The organism is Vogesella lacus, from assembly GCF_979366295.1.
On the sequence record NZ_CEETQT010000006.1, the window covers coordinates 1 to 19,140 of the forward strand.

15 protein-coding genes and 2 tRNA genes are annotated in these 19,140 nt (G+C 57.2%); 9 read left to right on the top strand and 8 right to left on the bottom strand.

Annotation, left to right across the window (positions count from 1 at the left end):
- Positions 1 to 2: 2 nt before the first annotated feature.
- The gene (locus ACZ9W6_RS08830) at positions 3 to 155 is read left to right on the top strand and encodes an integrase core domain-containing protein (protein WP_465190971.1); all 153 of its coding nucleotides are present in this window, start codon (positions 3 to 5) and stop codon (positions 153 to 155) included.
- A 125-nt stretch (positions 156 to 280) separates the two neighbouring features.
- Here ACZ9W6_RS08830 and ACZ9W6_RS08835 read toward each other — a convergent pair whose 3' ends face one another.
- From ACZ9W6_RS08835 to rluD, 6 genes are all read right to left on the bottom strand, one after another.
- Entirely contained in the window at positions 281 to 799 is a 519-nt protein-coding gene (locus tag ACZ9W6_RS08835) for an REP-associated tyrosine transposase (protein WP_465190737.1), read from the bottom strand.
- A 205-nt stretch (positions 800 to 1,004) separates the two neighbouring features.
- Positions 1,005 to 1,895, bottom strand: coding sequence for a hypothetical protein (locus ACZ9W6_RS08840; protein WP_465190738.1), 891 nt, complete (start codon positions 1,893 to 1,895; stop codon positions 1,005 to 1,007).
- A 117-nt stretch (positions 1,896 to 2,012) separates the two neighbouring features.
- A complete protein-coding gene (locus tag ACZ9W6_RS08845; protein WP_465190740.1) occupies positions 2,013 to 3,092 on the bottom strand; it encodes a ribonucleotide-diphosphate reductase subunit beta in 1,080 nt (359 codons plus the stop codon).
- Between the two features lie 204 nt (positions 3,093 to 3,296).
- Positions 3,297 to 6,158, bottom strand: a complete 2,862-nt coding sequence (locus ACZ9W6_RS08850) for a ribonucleoside-diphosphate reductase subunit alpha (protein ID WP_465190741.1) — start codon at positions 6,156 to 6,158, stop codon at positions 3,297 to 3,299.
- 465 nt (positions 6,159 to 6,623) lie between these two features.
- On the bottom strand, positions 6,624 to 7,382 hold the full coding sequence (pgeF, locus tag ACZ9W6_RS08855) for a peptidoglycan editing factor PgeF (RefSeq protein WP_465190972.1): 759 nt from the start codon (positions 7,380 to 7,382) through the stop codon (positions 6,624 to 6,626).
- Positions 7,360 to 8,481, bottom strand: coding sequence for a 23S rRNA pseudouridine(1911/1915/1917) synthase RluD (rluD, locus tag ACZ9W6_RS08860; protein ID WP_465190742.1), 1,122 nt, complete (start codon positions 8,479 to 8,481; stop codon positions 7,360 to 7,362). The genes pgeF and rluD overlap by 23 nt, the downstream gene beginning before the upstream one ends.
- A 154-nt stretch (positions 8,482 to 8,635) precedes the next feature.
- Between rluD and ACZ9W6_RS08865 the strand changes: the two genes are divergently transcribed.
- On the top strand, positions 8,636 to 9,427 hold the full coding sequence (locus ACZ9W6_RS08865; RefSeq protein ID WP_465190743.1) for an outer membrane protein assembly factor BamD: 792 nt from the start codon (positions 8,636 to 8,638) through the stop codon (positions 9,425 to 9,427).
- Positions 9,428 to 9,491: 64 nt separating this feature from the next.
- Here the strand turns inward: ACZ9W6_RS08865 and ACZ9W6_RS08870 are convergent, their stop codons facing one another.
- Complete coding sequence (locus ACZ9W6_RS08870) at positions 9,492 to 9,830, bottom strand: P-II family nitrogen regulator (protein WP_465190744.1); 339 nt, start codon at positions 9,828 to 9,830, stop codon at positions 9,492 to 9,494.
- A gap of 149 nt (positions 9,831 to 9,979) precedes the next feature.
- Between ACZ9W6_RS08870 and purL the strand changes: the two genes are divergently transcribed.
- Complete coding sequence (gene purL / locus ACZ9W6_RS08875) at positions 9,980 to 13,861, top strand: phosphoribosylformylglycinamidine synthase (RefSeq protein ID WP_465190745.1); 3,882 nt, start codon at positions 9,980 to 9,982, stop codon at positions 13,859 to 13,861.
- A 140-nt stretch (positions 13,862 to 14,001) separates the two neighbouring features.
- On the opposite strand, the gene ACZ9W6_RS08880 is transcribed toward purL, so the two are convergent.
- On the bottom strand, positions 14,002 to 14,691 hold the full coding sequence (locus ACZ9W6_RS08880; protein ID WP_465190746.1) for a Bax inhibitor-1/YccA family protein: 690 nt from the start codon (positions 14,689 to 14,691) through the stop codon (positions 14,002 to 14,004).
- 162 nt (positions 14,692 to 14,853) lie between these two features.
- On the opposite strand from ACZ9W6_RS08880, the gene ACZ9W6_RS08885 reads away from it, so the two are divergent.
- The 6 genes from ACZ9W6_RS08885 (at position 14,854) to ACZ9W6_RS08910 (ending at position 19,106) form a co-directional block, all read left to right on the top strand.
- A tRNA-Leu gene (locus ACZ9W6_RS08885) sits at positions 14,854 to 14,938 on the top strand.
- A 10-nt stretch (positions 14,939 to 14,948) separates the two neighbouring features.
- Positions 14,949 to 15,038, top strand: a tRNA-Ser gene (locus ACZ9W6_RS08890).
- A 298-nt stretch (positions 15,039 to 15,336) separates the two neighbouring features.
- Positions 15,337 to 16,248, top strand: a complete 912-nt coding sequence (gene motB / locus ACZ9W6_RS08895; RefSeq protein WP_465190747.1) for a flagellar motor protein MotB — start codon at positions 15,337 to 15,339, stop codon at positions 16,246 to 16,248.
- A gap of 2 nt (positions 16,249 to 16,250) precedes the next feature.
- A complete protein-coding gene (locus ACZ9W6_RS08900; RefSeq protein WP_465190748.1) occupies positions 16,251 to 16,991 on the top strand; it encodes an SAM-dependent methyltransferase in 741 nt (246 codons plus the stop codon).
- A gap of 28 nt (positions 16,992 to 17,019) precedes the next feature.
- Positions 17,020 to 18,324, top strand: a complete 1,305-nt coding sequence (locus tag ACZ9W6_RS08905; protein WP_465190749.1) for an HDOD domain-containing protein — start codon at positions 17,020 to 17,022, stop codon at positions 18,322 to 18,324.
- Entirely contained in the window at positions 18,321 to 19,106 is a 786-nt protein-coding gene (locus tag ACZ9W6_RS08910; RefSeq protein ID WP_465190750.1) for a TrmH family RNA methyltransferase, read from the top strand. Before ACZ9W6_RS08905 ends, ACZ9W6_RS08910 begins: the two co-directional genes overlap by 4 nt.
- The last annotated feature ends 34 nt before the right edge of the window (positions 19,107 to 19,140 follow it).

Below are 19,140 nucleotides of genomic sequence, written 5' to 3' on the forward strand. Positions count from 1 at the left end.
CCTTGAAAGAGCAGTGCGCGCATCGACACCGCTTTGAAAGCCTGGCGCACGCTAGCCGGGTGATTGCAGACTGGATTGGGTTCTACAACCACCGGCGCCCACACCAAGCTTTGGGGATGAAGACGCCTGCAATGGCGTATCAATTAGCAGCCTGACCTGTGCAGAAAGGGCTGGGTCATTACAGGTTGGCCGCAAGGCCATACCCGCGTGTGCGGTTTGATGTAAATGCGGTTTGGTACGAAATCGTGGTGGCGCGGGTATCGCCGTTGGCGAACCCGCCCTACATCAGGCCAGCCCAATCGACAGGATATCGGCCCGCCACCACATGGCGATGAAACGACGAATACGGCCAATCGGCTGCGGTGGCCACCAAGCCATGTTTGACCGGATTGAAATGCAGGTAATCGAGATGCCGGGCCAGATCATTCTCATCCGCCAGCGTGTGTTCCCAATAACGATGTTGCCAGATCGTGCCGTGGCCTTTTGCGGCACGGCGAGCGGTTTGCCATTCCGCCCGAAAATAATCGCGGCCAACGGCACGTGTCACGTGGCGTTTTATTTGTTGCCAGCGCGTTGAGTAATCAGCATCGCCTTCGGGCAATGTCCAGATTGTGTGCAGATGATCAGGCAGCAGTACCCAGCCATCAATCCGGAATGGGCGAGTTTGTCTCACCTGAATAATGGCGGCGCGCAAGGCCCGTCGTACCGCCTCATCCGTCAGAATGCGTTGGCGGCGTTCGGTTACCACGGTAAAAAAGTACGTGCCACCTGCCAGTCTCTCTCGCCGGTAGTGCGACATGAAACCTCCGCAAGATTTCAGTGTTGAAATGCGAAATTCATATTAGAACGTCGCATCCCCATTTGTCGCGATAGCCAGCGGGTCAAGGAAGGTCGGCGGCCGTAGGGCGGGTTGGCCGCAAGGCCATACCCGCGTGGGTGCAGGGATTGATGGTCGGTGTGGCGCGGGTATCGCCGTTGGCGAACCCGCCCTACGTGGCTTGATATTAATTGAGCAGGCGACGTAGTTCTGATCTCCATCCTCGAGTGTGGATCAGTCTTTGTGAGTGGAATTCACCACGAATGATTTCTTTCTTCGATAACGATGAGACAGATTCCCAATCGCCCTCGAATACATATGTTGCGTTTCCAAAAATTGGGCTTTCAAGGATGTAAAGGTTTTTATCCTGAAATCCCATAACCACATAGCCATGAAATCCGCCATTGCCAATGGCAATGAAGCCAGGTTTGTGACTAAGAATGCTCGATATCCTGTATTCAGCAACCTTTTTCTCGGAGGGTTTTATATTTCTGGTTAGTCTGTCAGTGAATCCCAATACATCATTAAAAGGATGCTCACCTGGTGGGAGGATTGTCCAGTTAAGTTTTCTCACGACAGGTGGGAGTTTGGGGTGCAGGGAATCATTTATTATTGAATAGTCACCAAATAACTCTAGAAACATATTGGCAAGATGTACAATCTCCTGCGAATTACTGTGGGAGGCAATCAGTTTTTTGCTTAAAATTAATGTTTTTGAATGAATTTTTATGACTTTTAATGCTTCCTCAGGGGCGTCAATCCAATCACGGGGATACATGTCAAATCTTCTGTGCTGTATGTGTGTGCGCATACTTCCTCTTCTACTTGCAACCCAAACCATCCGATAGACGGGGCTTTTTTCTAAATCTTTATTGATGGTTTCTCTTCCGTTGGCGTTAAAGTCTGTAAATTTCCCAACTGCTTTTGGGATTACTTCCTCACCACTAACTAGCGGAATGGTAAATCCAAGATCTAATAATTTTTCGCCAAAACCGTCTGCAGATATAGAGAAGTAGAATTCTGAATTCTCGCCAATTAGTGAGATGATGCTTTTTGCACTTCTGATTGACTTCGTCATGTCGAATGTCCTTCATGTGGATTCGTATGCGCACCAAAACCGGCTCAGTATTTCAATAAATTTGGCATATTTTTTATTAAAAAAAGAGACCATCCGGTCTCTTTTTTCTTTGTGACATCAATCCCAGCTCAGCGCGCCGCCAGTCTGGTACTCGGTAACCCGAGTCTCGAAGAAGTTTTTCTCTTTCTTGAGATCGATCATTTCCGACATCCACGGGAACGGGTTGTTGACGCCCGGGAACAGCTGCTCGAGGCCGATTTGCTGCATGCGACGGTTGGCGATGAAGCGCAGGTATTCCTTGAACATGCTGGCGTTCAGGCCCAGTACGCCGCGTGGCATGGTGTCTTCGGCGTAGGCATATTCCAGATCCACGGCCTTTTTGAACAGCTCGGTGATTTCGGCCTTGAAGGATTCGGTCCACACTTCCGGCTGTTCCAGCTTGATGGTGTTGATCAGGTCGATACCGAAATTGCAGTGGCTGGATTCGTCACGCAGGATGTACTGGTATTGCTCGGCCGCGCCGGTCATCTTGTTTTGACGGCCCAGGGCGAGAATCTGTACGAAGCCGACGTAGAAGAACAGGCCTTCCATGATGCAGGCAAACACGATCAGCGACTTCAGCAGGGTCTGGTCGGTTTCCAGGGTGCCGGTCTTGAATTCGGGGTTGCACAGCACGTCGATGAACGGAATCAGGAACTCGTCCTTGTTACGGATGGAGGTGATTTCGTGATAGGCGTTGAACACTTCGCCTTCGTCAAGGCCCAGCGACTCGACGATGTACTGGTAGGCGTGGGTGTGGATGGCTTCGTCAAATGCCTGGCGCAGCAGGTACTGGCGGCATTCCGGGCTGGTGATCTGGCGATAGGTGCCCAGCACGATATTGTTGGCCGCAAGGCTGTCGGCAGTGACAAAGAAGCCGAGGTTGCGCTTTACGATGCGCATTTCGTCTTCGGTCAGCTGGCCGGTTTTCCATTGCTCGATGTCGCGCTGCATGTTGACTTCTTGCGGCATCCAGTGGTTTGCACACTGGGCGAGGTATTTTTCCCATGCCCATTTGTGCTTGAACGGTACCAGCTGGTTTACGTCGGTCTGGCCGTTGATCACGCGCTTGTCAGCGGCGCTGATGCGGTTGGTGCCGTGTTCGGTCATGGAATTGGTTTGGGTGCTTACCGGTGCGTCGTCAAAAGACAGGCTCATGGTTTTGATCTCCAGTTTCGTTTGGCAGTCTGGCTGCCATGTGGTGTGCCCATCGCGGGCGATCTTCATTCCGTGGCGCTCTTGCGCAAAAGCGCCTCGGGATGAAGGTTGGCCGCATGCGGCCAACCTTGGGTATTGCGCGGTAAACGTTGGGCTTCGCAAAGCTCAGCCCAACCTACCTTGTGCTCAGCCCAGCCGGCAGACTTACTGGCAGCTTTCGCAGTCAGGGTTGTCGATGCTGCAGAACTTGGCATCGGTTGCCGGGGTGGTGTCTACCACGGCGGCAGCGGGTGCGGCTGCTGCTGGCGTTGCCTGTACTGCGTTCAGTTCGCCGCCACGGCCGGTGGATTTCTCGGCCGAGCTGGCGCCCAGGGTGCGCAGGTAGTAGGTGGTCTTCAGGCCTTTTGTCCAGGCAAGCTTGTACAGCTCGTCCAGCTTCTTGCCGGATGCGCCAGCCAGATACAGGTTCAGCGATTGCGCCTGGTCGATCCATTTCTGGCGACGGCTGGCGGCTTCTACCAGCCAGCTCGGGTCCATTTCGAACGCGGTGGCGTAGATGGCTTTCAGCTCGGCCGGTACGCGGTCGATGCGGCCCAGGCTGCCGTCGAAGTATTTCAGGTCGGCGACCATCACTTCATCCCACAGGCCCAGTTTCTTCAGATCACGAACGAGGTATTCGTTGGTGACGGTGAATTCGCCGGACAGGTTGGATTTCACGAACAGGTTCTGGTAAGTCGGCTCGATGGACGCGGATACGCCAATGATGTTGGCGATGGTCGCGGTCGGGGCGATGGCCAGCACGTTGGAGTTACGCATGCCGTGTTCGGCGATGCGCTTGCGCAGGGCACTCCAGTCCATGCGTTCGCTGCGGTCCATTTCCAGATAACCGCCACGTTCTGCGGCCAACAGGTTGATGCTGTCGTGCGGCAGGATGCCACGATCCCACAGGCTGCCCTTGTACGACGGGTAGCGGCCACGCTCTTCGGCCAGTTCGGTCGAGGCGAGGTAGGCGTAGTAGGCGACAGCTTCCATCGACACATCGGCAAACTCGACCGCTTCGTTGCTGGCGTAAGGAACGCGCATCTGGTGCAGGCAGTCCTGGAAGCCCATGATGCCCATGCCAACCGGACGGTGCTTCAGGTTGGAGTTGCGTGCCTTTTTCACCGGGTAGAAGTTGATGTCGATGACGTTGTCCAGCATGCGCAGGGCAACGCGAACGGTGCGGGCCAGCTTCTCGGTGTCGAGTTCCAGCTTGCCGTTGACTTCTTTCAGGTGACGCGACAGGTTGACCGAGCCCAGGTTGCACACGGCGATTTCGTCGTCATTGGTGTTCAGGGTGATCTCGGTGCACAGGTTGGAGCTGTGAACCACGCCCATGTGTTGCTGCGGGCTGCGGATGTTGCACGGGTCCTTGAAGGTGATCCACGGATGGCCGGTTTCAAACAGCATGGTCAGCATCTTGCGCCACAGGCTCAGGGCCGGGATCTGCTTGAACACGCGCAGTTCGCCGTTGATGCCTTTCTGTTCGTAGGCGGTGTAGGCCTTTTCGAAAGCCTGGCCGTAGATGTCGTGCAGGTCTGGCGTTTCGGACGGGGAGAACAGGCTCCACTGGCCACCTTCCATCACGCGCTTCATGAACAGGTCCGGAATCCAGTTGGCGGTGTTCATGTCGTGGGTACGACGGCGGTCGTCACCGGTGTTCTTGCGCAGCTCGAGGAATTCTTCGATGTCGGCGTGCCAGGTTTCGAGGTAGGCACATACCGCGCCCTTGCGCTTGCCACCCTGGTTTACGGCGACAGCAGTGTCGTTCACCACTTTCAGGAACGGCACCACGCCTTGCGACTTGCCATTGGTGCCCTTGATGTGGCTGCCCATGGCGCGTACTGGCGTCCAGTCATTGCCCAGGCCACCGGCAAACTTGGACAGCAGGGCGTTTTCCTTGATGCCTTCGTAGATGCCGTCGAGGTCGTCGGCGATGGTGGTCAGGTAGCAGCTGGACAGCTGGCTGCGACGGCTGCCGGAGTTGAACAGCGTCGGGGTGGACGACATGAAGTCGAAGCTGGACAGCACGTTGTAGAACGCGATGGCGCTGTCTTCGCGGTTCACTTCGTTCAGGGCCAGGCCCATGGCGACGCGCATGTAGAAAGCCTGCGGCATTTCGATGCGGGTGCCGTCGATGTGCAGGAAGTAGCGGTCGTACAGGGTTTGCAGGCCAAGGTAACCGAACTGCAGATCGCGCTCAGGCTTCAGGGCTGCGCCCAGTTTTTTCAGGTCGAATTCGCCGAGTTTTTCGTCCAGCAGTTCTGCCGCGATACCTTTCTTGATGAAGGTAGGGAAGTACAGCGGGTACTGGGTGTCCATTTCGGCGTGGCTGATGGCTTCGCCGAGGATTTCCAGACGGACATTGCCCAGCAACAGGCGGGCAGTCACGTAGTCGTAGGCCGGGTCCTGCTCGATCAGCGCGCGGGCAGCGAAAATGGCGGACTTGTTGACTTCTTCTTCGGAAACGCCGTCGTAAATGTTCTTCAGGGTTTCGGTCAGGATGGCGTCAACATCGGTGTTGGCCAGCCCTACGCAGGCGGCTTCGATGGTGGCGCGCAGCTTGGCGATGTCCAGCGGCAGCTTGCGACCGTCCTGGCGGATCACGTTGATCTGGATCTGGTGCAGGGCTTCGCCACGGGCAGCACGCTCCTGGGCGCGCTGTTCGCGGTACAGCACGTAGGCGCGGGCCACGTCGTGCTCGCCGGCACGCATCAGCGACAGCTCTACCTGGTCCTGGATGTCTTCGATGTGAATCGCGCCACCTTCCGGCTTGCGACGCATCAGGGCGCTGACCACGGATTCGGTCAACTGGGCAACCTTGTCACGGATGCTGGCGGAGTTCACGCCGGATGCACCCATCACCGCGAGGAAGGTCTTGGTCATGGCGATGGAGATCTTGACCGGCTCGAATGGCACGACCGCGCCGTTGCGGCGGATGGTCTTGTACTGGGAGCAGTCTGCCTGCGGGGCAGCTGCACGGCCCAGCTCGGCGGCCATTTGCCCGTCAAAAGTAGTGTTTTGCATTGTCATGTTCCCTCGTGGTGGGGGTGGTTTATTCGGAATGACCCTGCGGCCTGCTGTGAGAGGCGGACGGCAACGGGTGGTGGCCATCGCTGCGGCCCGCAGTTGGTGGCTGTGGACAAGTCTGTTGAAAAGCTGTGTGTCTACTGTGTGTAAACACAAGATCTATGTCCGCAACGCAAATTCGACGCAAATTCTAGTGTTGAAGGCCGCGTCGGACAAGTCTTGACAGCGGCAGGAAAAGCGCAAACCCGCGCCGTTATTGGCTTTGCGGCAGAAGAAATTTTTTTGCCGTTTTCTTGCTGCTTGTGGCGGCTTTGCGAAAGTCCTTGTCTGGCAAGACTTTGCCGCACAGGACAAGCGACTTGTCTCATGCCAAAAACATTTTCATGTAGCATGAATGCGACGGCAATGATCATGAAAAATGGCGGTCAAGGCCGCCATTTTCACAATATCTGGTGTTTACCCTCAAGGGTTCAACCAGATAAGGCTGGCCATGCGGCCGGTAGTGCGGTCACGGCGGTAGGAGAAAAAACGCGCCCGGTCTATCACCGTGCACTCCTCGCCGCCGTAAACCTCGCTGATGCCGAGTGCGGCCAACCTTTGTCTGGCCAGCAGATAAATGTCGGCCAGAAACTTGCCGTCGTCTATCGGCAGGAAGGCGGCGACCGCTTCCGCATCATGTGCCATGAAGGCATCGCGCACTTCGCCGCCTACTTCGAAGGCATCCGGCCCGATAGCGGGGCCAAGATAGGCAACGAGGTTGGCCGCAGGCTCGTTCATCGCGGCGACGGTGGCCTCGATCACGCCATTGCACAGGCCGCGCCAGCCGGCATGCGCCGCACCAACAACGGTACCGGCGCGATCGGCCAGCAGCACGGGCAGGCAGTCGGCAGTCATCACCACGCAAACCGCGCCGGGCGTACGGGTGAAGCTGGCATCGGCATCCGGCACTTCGCCGGCTGTCACGCTCGCCGCATCGACCACCGTTACGCCGTGCACCTGATTGAGCCATGCAGGCTCGGCCGGCAGTTGCTCGCGCAGGATGGCGCGATTACGGCCAACGTTGGCCGCATCGTCACCGACGTGATTGCCAAGATTCAGGCTGTCGTAGGGGGCAGGGCTGACGCCACCGTGACGGGTGGTGATCAGGCTGCCGACCTTGGCCGGCAGTGGCCACTCGGGCTGAATCCAGCCATCCGGCTTAGCGGATGTAATGGATTTCAACATCGTAGTCGTCCTCATCCCAGTCATCATCGTCGTCGTCAAAGCCGGCGACGTTCGGGATGCTGGCGGCGCGGGTCTTGTTCAGGCGCGCTTCAGCTTCGCCGCGCAGTACGGCCAGCAGGTTTTTCATGTCGTCCGGGATCGGCGCACTCCAGCTGTGGGTGATGCCGGTAACCGGATGCACCAGCGACAGCTTGTAGGCGTGCAGCGCCTGGCGCGCCAGCGACTTGACGGCCTCGTCGGCTGCCTCGGAGCCATGATGGCGCGGGTTGCCGTACAGCGCGTCACCAGCCAGCGGGTGGCGGGCTTCACGCATGTGCACGCGAATCTGGTGAGTGCGGCCGGTTTCGAGCTTGCACTCGACGTAGCTGAAGTCTTCGTAACGCTCGAGCACGCGCAGATGGGTGATGGCCGACTTGCCGCCGAACTTCACCACAGCCATGCGCAGGCGGTTGTGCGGGTCGCGGCCGATCTGGGTTTCGATCTTGCCGTCGTAAGGCACGACGCCAGTGGCCACGGCGCGGTAGATACGCTTGACGGTGCGTTCCTGTAGCTGGCGCACGAGTTCGTGCTGCGCTTGCAGGGTCTTGGCAACCACCATCAGGCCCGAGGTGTCCTTGTCGAGGCGATGCACGATGCCGGCGCGCGGTACGCCCGCCAGTTGCGGGTAGCGATGCAGCAGGCCGTTGAGCAGGGTGCCTGTCCAGTTGCCGGCAGCCGGATGCACAACGAGGCCGGCCGGCTTGTTGACCACCAGCAAGTGTTCGTCTTCATAGATGACAGGGAAGGCGATGTCTTCGGCAACATAGGATTGCTCGTCGACCGAGGCAACCACCTCGACGCTGATGATCTCGCCGCCCAGCAGCTTGGTCTTGCCGGCGACCACCTTGCCGTCCACGCTGACCTTGCCATCCTTGATCCATTGCGTCATGCGGCTGCGCGAAAAATCAGGCAGCAATTTGGCCAGGGTGGCATCCAGCCGGTCGCCGGCCTGCTCGTAGGCGACAGTAAACTGGCGGATATCGCTGCCGCTTGCGGCTTCGCCATCCAGCATGTCGTCGTCCGGCAAATCGTCCGGATTGATGTCGTGTTCGTTCATGTGATTCGTGGCAGGGGCTAAATCGGGCAATTTTAATGGACTTGGCGCGGCTTGTCCTGTCTTTGCCGCCGCCTTTTGCCGCTATGGCGCATGGGTGGGGTGCATAAATGACGGTTTTGGATAATAATCGGCGGCAGTCAAACAAGGATCGCCCATGAAGAAACATCTTGCAGCCTTGCTGGCCGTCGTCGTGATGGCTGGTTGTGCCACGGTGGAGCCGCGCGACGAGACCCGTAACTGGACCGTCGGCCAGATCTATGCCGAAGCCCGTGACGAGTTGAACTCGGGCAATTATCAGCGCGCGCAGAAACTCTACGAGACCCTGCAGGCACGCTTCCCCTATGGTCGCCATGCGCAGCAGGCGCTGATGGATCAGGCTTACGCCCATTACAAGGATTCGGAACCGGAGCTGGCGATTGCCACTGCCAACCGTTTTGCCCGTCTGTATCCGGCCCATCCGAATCTCGACTACATCTATTACCTGAAGGGTCTGGTCTACTTTAACGACGACGATACCTTCTTCTCGCGCCTGTCCGGTCAGGATATGAGCGAGCGGGACTCCAAGGCTGCGCGCGAGTCTTATGCCGCATTTGGCGAGCTGGTCAGCCGCTTCCCGGAAAGCAAGTACGCCGAGGATGCCAGCGCCAAGATGGCCAAGCTGGTGATTGCGCTGGGTGCCAATGAAATGCACGTTGCGCGCTATTACATGAAGCGTGGCGCATGGTTGGCCGCAGTGAATCGCGCCCAGGTGGTGATCAAGGAATACGGCAATACCGGCTTCAATGAAGAGGCGCTGGCCTTGAGCGTGGCCGCTTACGAGCAGCTGGGCAAGAAGGATCTGGCCGAGTCTTCGCGCCGTGTATTGCAGCTGAACTTCCCGCAAAGCCGCTATCTGAAGCAGCAGTGGGAGCCAAAATCCCTGCCTTGGTGGAAGTTCTGGAGCTGAGTCCGGGTTGGGAAATAAAAAACGGCGCTTCGAGCGCCGTTTTTTATTTGTCCGAATCGCGAGATCAGACGGCTTCTTCGCCGGTTTCGCCGGTGCGGATACGCACAACCTGCTCGACCGGATAGACGAAAATCTTGCCGTCGCCAATCTTGCCGGTACGCGCGGTATTGATGATGGACTCGATGGCGCGATCAACCAGATCGTCGGCAATGACGACTTCGATCTTCACCTTGGGCAGGAAGTCGACGACATATTCTGCGCCGCGATACAGCTCGGTATGGCCCTTCTGGCGGCCGAAACCTTTGACTTCGGTAACGGTCAGACCATTGATGCCGATTTCGGATAGCGCCTCACGCACCTCGTCGAGCTTGAATGGCTTGATAATGGCTTCGATCTTCTTCATGCGCTAACTCCTTGAAAATTCGTTGAAAACAAAATCGGCAACACCAAATGCCAACCGGGTGTAATTATGCGCGGGCCTTATAATAAGCCGGAAATTGCTGTATTATGGCGCGCTTTCCTCACCCTTGTCTTCATTGTTGCGGGTATCCAATGTCGCACATTCTCAAGCTGCGGGGCGGTGTTGCCCTGTCCCAGTTCCGTCTCGACAAACTTCTTGCCGCTGCGCGCGAGGCCGGTCTACCAGACCTGAGCATCAAGGCAGAATTCTGGCATTTCGCCGAAAGCGAAAGCCCGTTGAGCGAGAGCCAGACTACCGTTCTGGAAAAACTGCTCACTTATGGCGAAGCACCATTTGCCGAGGCACCAACCGGGGAGCTGTTCCTGGTGACGCCGCGTCTGGGTACGCTGTCGCCGTGGGCGTCCAAGGCAACTGATATTGCCCGCCATTGTGGCCTGGAAAATGTCTTGCGCATCGAGCGCGGCATTGCGTATCACATCCAGTCCGCCACCCCGTTTACCGAAGAGGCTCGCCAACGTCTGGCGGGCCTCTTGCACGATCGCATGACCGAAACCGTGCTGCCATCGCTGGATGATGCTGCGCGCCTGTTCGTGCATATCGATCCGCAGCCGCTGTCCACCGTGGATATCCTTGGTGGCGGCAAGGCAGCACTGGATGCGGCCAACGCAGACATGGGCCTCGCGCTGTCGCCGGATGAAGTCGACTATCTGGTCGAAAGCTTCATCAAGCTGGAGCGCAATCCGACTGACGTCGAGCTGATGATGTTTGCCCAGGCAAACTCCGAGCACTGCCGTCACAAGATCTTCAATGCGCAGTTCATCATCGACGGCGTAGAGCAGGGCAAGTCGCTGTTCCGCATGATTCGCGACACGCATGATGCGCATCCACAGGGCACTCGCGTGGCCTACAAGGACAATGCTTCGGTGATTGATGGTGCGACCATCGAGCGCTTCTATCCGCAGCCGGGCAGCCACACTTACGCCTTCAGCGAAGAGCCGACCCACATCCTGATGAAGGTAGAGACACACAACCACCCGACCGCGATTTCTCCATTCCCTGGTGCTTCCACCGGTAACGGTGGCGAAATCCGCGACGAAGGCGCTACCGGTCGCGGCTCGCGCCCGAAGGCTGGCCTGTCGGGCTTTACCGTGTCCAACCTGAGCGTGCCAGGCTTCGAGCAACCATGGGAAGCCAAGCAGTATGGCAAGCCAGGTCGTATCGCCTCGGCACTCGACATCATGATCGAAGGCCCGATCGGCGGCGCTGCGTTCAACAACGAATTTGGCCGTCCGAACCTCGCCGGTTACTTCCGTACCTTTGAAGAAGATTTCAAGGGCGAGCGTCGCGGTTACCACAAGCCGATCATGATCGCCGGCGGCTTGGGTAATATTCAGGAACAGCAGATCTTCAAGAACGAGATTCCGGAAGGCGCGCTGCTGATACAGCTGGGCGGCCCGAGCCTGTTGATCGGTCTGGGTGGTGGCGCGGCATCCTCGATGGATACCGGTGCCAACAGCGAAAACCTGGACTTCGATTCGGTACAGCGCGGCAACCCGGAAATCGAACGCCGTTGCCAGGAAGTGATCGACCGCTGCTGGCAGCGCGGTGCGGCCAACCCTATCGTGTCGATTCACGACGTGGGCGCGGGCGGCCTGTCCAATGCCTTCCCTGAGCTGGTGAACGACGCCGGTCGCGGTGCCATCTTCCATCTGCGCAAAGTGCATCTGGAAGAAAAGGGCATGACCCCGATGCAGATCTGGTCTAACGAATCGCAAGAGCGTTACGTGATGGCGGTGATGCCGGAGGATCTGGCGACCTTCACCGAAATCTGCGAACGCGAGCGTTGCCCGTTTGCAGTGATGGGCGTGGCCACCGATGATGGCCATCTGCAGGTGCGTGACGATTACTTCGACAACAATCCGGTCGACATGCCGCTGAACGTGCTGCTGGGCAAGCCACCACGCATGACGCGCGATGTGAAAACTGTCGCAGTAACGACCGATGCGCTGAACGCCGCGCAGTACGAGCTGAAAGAATCGGCTTATCGCGTGCTGAAGAACCCGACCGTTGCCGACAAGAGCTTCCTGATCACCATTGGCGACCGTACCGTGGGCGGCATGACCGCACGCGACCAGATGGTTGGCCCGTGGCAGGTGCCGGTGGCTGACGTGGCCGTGACGGCAATGGGCTTCAACACCACGCTGGGCGAGGCGATGGCGATGGGCGAGCGCACGCCGGTAGCGCTGTTCGATGCGCCGGCTGCCGGCCGCGTATCGGTTGGCGAGTCGCTGCTGAACCTGGCTGCGGCCAACGTGGGCGAGCTGGGCAATGTCAAGCTGTCTGCCAACTGGATGGCGGCAGCCGGTCACGCCGGTGAAGATGCCAATCTGTACGCTACCGTGAAGGCAATTTCCGACCTGTGCGTGGCGATTGACGTCAGCATTCCGGTGGGTAAAGACTCGCTGTCGATGAAGACGGTGTGGGAAGAGAATGGCGAGAAGAAGGCGGTTACTGCGCCGCTGTCGCTGATCATCTCCGCGTTTGCGCCGGTAGCTGATGTACGCAAGACCGTGACACCGCAACTGCGTGCGGAAGAGAGCGCCTTGCTGCTGCTGGATCTGGGTGAAGGCAAGAATCGTCTGGGCGGCTCGATCTTCGGTCAGGTGTGGAACGACATGAATGGCCAGGCGCCGGACGTGGATAGCGCCGAGAAGCTGGCCGCTGCGTTCACCGTGATTCAGTCGCTGGTGGATGATGGCAAGCTCTTGTCCTATCACGATCGTTCTGACGGCGGTCTGTTCGCGACTTTGGCCGAGATGTGCTTTGCCGGCCATCTGGGCGCGCAGATTGAGCTGTCGGTGCTGACTGGCGGCAATGCGGCCAACGTGAACGCCGTACTGTTCAACGAAGAGCTGGGCGCGGTGCTGCAGGTTGCGGCCGACGAGATCGACAACGTGCTCAAGCGTTTCGACATCATGGGTCTGGCGGGTGCCGTATCGGTAATTGGTACGCCGGCAACCGATGGCGTGCTGCGTCTGGTGCATGGTGAAGACGAGCTGTTTGCCCAGAGCCGCGTGGCTCTGCAGCAAGCTTGGTCCGAAACCAGCTACCGCTTGCAGCGTCTGCGTGACAACCCGGCTGGTGCCGATAGTGAATACGCACAGATTGCCGACGAGGCATCGCGCGGTCTGTTTGCCGAACTGACCTTCGATACCGAAGAAAATCCGGCGGCACCGCTCATCGCTACCGGTGCGCGTCCGCGCATCGCCATCCTGCGCGAGCAGGGTGTGAACGGCCAGATCGAGATGGGCGCAGCATTTACCCGCGCTGGTTTCGAAGCGGTAGACGTGCACATGTCCGACGTGATTGCCGGCCGTGTACAACTGGCTGACTTCAAGGGCCTGGCCGCTTGCGGTGGCTTCAGCTACGGCGACGTGCTGGGTGCCGGTGAAGGCTGGGCAAAGAGCATTCTGTTCAACGGCCAGGCACGCGAGCAGTTCGAGGCGTTCTTTGGTCGTGGCGATACCTTCGCGCTGGGTGTGTGCAACGGCTGCCAGATGATGTCCAATCTGTCGGACATCATCCCGGGCGCACAACACTGGCCGAAGCTGAAGCGCAATGCTTCCGAGCAGTTCGAGGCCCGTTTCGCGATGGTAGAAGTGACCGAGTCGCCGTCCATTTTCCTGCAGGACATGATTGGTTCCAAGTTGCCGGTGGTGGTATCGCACGGCGAAGGCCGCGCGGTGTTCGCCCCGGGCGCGCAAGAGCAAGTGCTGACTGCGCTGCGCTATGTGGACTTCAATGGCCAGGCGACCGAGACCTACCCGATGAACCCGAACGGTTCGCCGGCAGGTATTACTGGCGTCACCACGCCAGACGGCCGCTTCACCATCATGATGCCGCATCCTGAGCGCGTGTTCCGCGCGCTGCAGAACAGCTGGCATCCTGAAGGCTGGGGCGAGAACGGCGGCTGGTTCCGGATGTTCGCCAGCGCCCGTCGCTGGATCGGCTAAATCGCAAGGTCGGCCGCAAGTGAAACGCCCCGCGATGCGGGGCGTTTTTTATTGATGCACAAGGTTTGGGAGCAAGAATGCTTGGCCAAAGAAAAACGCCGGCGATGCCGGCGTTTTCAGGTCAATGCACAGGGCAAGACTTAGTCGCGATCACCAGCAAAGGCCATCAGCAGGTGCAGCAGGCTGGTGAACAGATTGTAGATGCTGATGTAGATGCCCAGCGCAGCCGAGATGTAGCTGGTTTCGCCGCCATCAACAATGGTCTTCACCTGCCACAGAATCAGCAGCGAGCTGATCAGGGCGAAGGCCGCAGAGATTGCCAGCGACATGGCCGGAATCTGCATGAAGATGTTGGCCAGCACCGCAACCATCAGCACGATCACGCCAACAGTCAGGAATTTGCCCAGGCCGGACAGATCACGCTTGGTGGTAGTAGCGATGCCTGCCATGGCGGCAAAGACAACGGCGGTTGCGCCACCGGCTACCATGACCAACTGGGTGCCGTTAGACAGTTTGGCAGCGTGTTGCAGCAATGGGCCGAGCAGCAAGCCCATGACAAAGGTGAACAGCAGCATCAGCGGCACGCCCAGCGCGCTGTTGCGGTTGGCCTCGACGGCAAAGATCAGGCCGTACATGACTGCCATGATCGCCAGCGTGCCCATGATCGGGCTGCCTGCCAGGAAGGCAAAGCTCATGCTGCTGCCAATGGCAGCGCCAATCACGGTTGGCACCATGGACAAGCCCAGCAGGGCGTAGGTGTTGCGCAAAACCTTGTTGCGAACACCGCCTACGGCCGTGCTCTGGAATGAGGTGTGCATGTTATGTTGCATGGCAAAGAGACTCCTTGCTATTGATCGTTATGAATTAACTGCGGGTGTTCGACGCGATTTCAAGGGATTAGTTTCATGGCAACAGAATTTTTTGGCAAGCCACTTGCCAGACAACGGCATCTGACATAAGATGCGCTCCTCCTGTCGCGAGACAGGTTTGATGCGAAAGTGGCGGAATTGGTAGACGCACTGGATTTAGGTTCCAGCGCCTCGCGGCGTGAGAGTTCGAGTCTCTCCTTTCGCACCATACAATCTAAGGAAGCGTGGCCGAGTGGTTTAAGGCAGCGGTCTTGAAAACCGCCGAAGGTGTGAGCCTTCCGTGAGTTCGAATCTCACCGCTTCCGCCAGAATATACAAAAGCCCTGATTTTCAGGGCTTTTTTGTTTTTCGATTCAGGCTGAATTAGCAGCCATCATCCCTGTCACCAAATGGCAAACCATTCTGCAGTCTACATTGCCAATCTTGGTGATCCGACTCTGCCCATCCTTTCTTTTAAAACTGTCGCTGATGTCAGCCGGTTAGCTGTGACTTCGTGTATCAGATGTATAAACTAAGATACCGGCTGATATACAATGTGTAATGCCAATGGCCGCACGTTAACATCTTTGGCATTCCCTTCAGTTTGTAAAAATTACAAGGCTTGTAATGGCAGACGAATCTCAACGCCCGATTATTGTCAAAAAGATCAAGAAGGGTCATGGCGGTCACCATGGCGGCGCCTGGAAGATTGCCTACGCCGACTTCGTTACTGCGATGATGGCTTTCTTTTTGCTGATGTGGCTGCTTGGCTCGACCTCTGCCGGCACGCTTAGTGGTATTTCCTCGTTTTTCAAGGAGCCGCTGAAGGTTTCCTTGCAGGGCGGAGAGGGTGCAGGGGATGCCACTGCTGTGATCAAGGGGGGCGGCAAGGATATTTCACGTCAAGACGGGCAAGTCAAACGTGGCAACCCCGAGCCGACGACCGGTGAGAAAAAAGCCGAGCTGAGCAAGCTTCAGAAGAAAATCCAGGAAACACTGGCGAAGAAGATGGAGCAGAGCGCTGTTCTGAAATCCTTCAAAGACCAGGTCAAGATGGAGTTGACCCCGGAAGGTCTACGCATTCAGCTGATTGACGAACAAAACCGGCCGATGTTCCAGTCCGGAGGTGCCATTCCTCTCGGTCATACCAGCGAATTGCTGCGAGCTATTGGCTTGGAGCTTAATCAGGTCAGCAACAAAATCAGTATTTCCGGACATACCGATGCCAACCGTTTCGGGGGTGCTCCTTATGGCTACACCAACTGGGAATTGTCATCTGATCGCGCGAACGCCGCACGGCGTGAGCTGATTGCTGGCGGCATGCTTGAAGAGAAGGTAATGCGCGTGGTTGGTCTTGCCTCTGCAGACCCGTTTAACAAGCAGAATGTTTTCAGTCCGGAGAATCGTCGTATCGACATTGTCATTCTGAATGATGAAACCGTACAGCGAATCAAAGGTGGTGAGGCAGCCCTTCCTGAGCCGCCCCAGCCGGTAACTGAAGCTGCACCTCCTGCTAACAATCCGGCTCAAGGGCATTAGCCGTGAGGTTTGTTGCTCGTGTCACAAGCCACCTGGCATTACAGTTGGCCGCATTCTGTGTTGCCTGGTTCTGGTTCTCGCCCATTGAGGCCCTAGGGCAGTTTGTGTTGGTAGCGGCCGTCGTGGTACTGGCTGTGACTGGTTATATGAAACTGCCTGTGTCATTGCGACTGGGGCATTTGCTGTTTATGCCGACCGTAGTCTTGGCAATTTGGCTGGCACTGCCGGCATGGGTGTACCTGCTGGGTTTCGTATTGCTGTTTGCACTCAGTCGTAATGCGCTCTTTGAGCGCGTCCCTTTGTATCTTTCCTCAAAGGAGGCCGCCTGCGCAGTCGCCGGCATATTGCCAAAGCAATGCAGGATGCTTGATCTTGGCTGTGCCAATGGAGGAATGCTGTTTGCGGCGAGTAAGATCCGTCCGGATGTGGTGTTCGTTGGTGTGGAGAATGCTGTTCTGCCGTGGTTGGCCGCAAAGCTCCGATGGCTGATCGAAGGTAGGCCGGCTAATGTGCAGATCAGGTATGGCAATATGTGGACGCTGAATTGGGGTGAGTTCAATGCGATCTATGCATTTTTGTCACCTGCACCCATGACAAGAGTCTGGGCCAATTTTCAGGCCTACACCGCTTGCGCCACCATGCTGATAAGTAATTCATTCGCTATCGAAGGCGTAGAGCCTGATGAAGTCTTACCGCTCGATGGTCATTTGCAAAAAGCGTTGCTGATCTGGCGAAAAAAATAGTATGGATATTTCCAACTGGTTGACGTCCTTGAGTGAGAACCGCTGGCCCATCCTGCCTGATACCGGCAAGGAGGTCAGTGCCATGCTGTCCCGTCATGCTGACCGGATAGTATTTTCCGAGCTGGCGAATCTCACGCTATCCGATCCGTTTTTGCTGCTGGACCTGATGCGTCTGGTTGGCTCCTCGCGCGCCATGCAAAAGAGCGAGGCCAATCCGACCGTCGAACAAATGCTGATGATGCTGGGGCTGGAAACCATTACCCAGCGCTACCGGCAAATTCCGACGCTGACGGTAGTGCACGGGCGGCTAGACCCCGAGGTGGTTGAGGCAGTCGGTGACTGGCTGGGACGATCACGCATCGCTGCGTTCACCATCAAGGAATGGCTGGCGATTACTGGCGAATACAAAGTTGAAGATTGCTTTCTGGCAGCGCTGGTTTACAACCTGCCGGCCTGCCTGTATCTGATCTACCGCAATCGCATTCCGTCGGGGCCGCTGTTGCATGAGGTGTCTGAAGTCTTCTCGCTCGACTACCCGAAGATTGTCGAGCAATTCATCAAGCGTATGCCGCTACCTAGCGGCTTGCTGAATCTCTTGGGTGCAGGTCCTGCCAACCGTCGCAAACAGTTGCTGAAACTCGCAATTGCGACGGCCAATTCGATTGACCAGGGCTGGTGGCGGCCGCAGTGGCATATCGGCATCGAAGCGGCATCCAAACTGATGGGGTGCAGAATCGAGGACGCGTATGACGTTGTTACACAATCGGTGCTGAATGTTGCCCGCCATCCGAAGGCGTCTGGCTACGCCAATGCCGGCCGATACCTCTTGCTGAGTCCCGGCCCGTTTCCTGACAAGGAAAAGCGTGAAGTCATCACGGCGCTCAGTTCGGAGCAGCAGCTTGAACAAGCCCTGCTGGAGTCGCTGCGACATCTGGCCAATGATTTGCAGTTTGAGCGCATTCTTTTCTTCAAATATGACCAGCCCGCACATGCCTTGCGCCTGCGCTATCAAATTGGCCTAGAAAATGGCGATGCAATCAAGAAGCAGCTCGTCGGTCTGGAACCGGGCAGCTTTTTTGGCTTGCTGACCAGTCGTCCGCAAAGCTTCCATGCACCTTCGGGGACGCGGAAGCAGTTGCAACGCAAGTATCAGGATGGCTTCTTCGACTTCATTGGCGATGGCCACTTTGCCTGCATGTCGGTGTTTTCCGGCCATGTGCTTGTCGGCGTGTTTTATGTCGATAATTTCCGTAGTAACAAGGCTATCGACGAAGGCGTTTACAGTCGTTTCAAAGACACGGTTGTCCGTGTTTCACAGTTGAACTTTGCATGATCTTTCTCAAAAAAATTACCTCAAGCAGTAATGACGAAATCAAGTCGCTTGCCAAGCTGCATGAAAATGCTCGCGAGCGCAAAAAACAGGGCCTGTTGATTCTGGAGGGTTTTCATCTGCTACACGCTGCTGTCGAGGCTAGGTTGCAGGTGAAGTCTGTTTATCTGGATGAAAAGGCCGAGTATCACGCTGACTGGCTGAAACTGGCCGGCAAGTTGTCTTCGGCATCATGCAGCATTGTCAATGCAGCCATTCTGAGCAAGGTAACCGCGCTTGCGACACCGCCCGAGGTGATAGCGGTATGCCAGCGCCCCGTCCCGCTCAAGGCGATAGGCGAAGGAGCCGTGATGCTGGACGGCGTGCGTGATCCGGGCAATCTCGGCACGATACTGCGCAGTGCCGCTGCGGCCAACGTACGTAATATCTACCTGTCGGCAGAGTGTGCTGATGTGTTCAGTCCGAAAGTGCTGCGGTCAGCAATGGGTGCCCATTTTTCGGTCAATATTTTCGAGCAGGCCGATCTGCCTGCCTTGCTGGGCCAGTGGCAGGGTGCCAGCATCGCTACCTCGCTTGAGCAAAGCTGCTCGCTATACGAGATGGATCTGACCGGCAATACTGCCATGGTGTTTGGCAATGAGGGTGCCGGTGTCAGTGTCGAGGTGATGCGCGCCTGCTCGCAGCGCGTGCGCATTCCGATGCCGGGTCAGGCCGAGTCACTGAATGTGGCGATGGCAGCAACTGTCTGTCTGTTTGAGCGTGTGCGTCAGCTGCAAGCCAATTAATGCTATGCCTTGCTGGTCTGCCTGACTACAATAC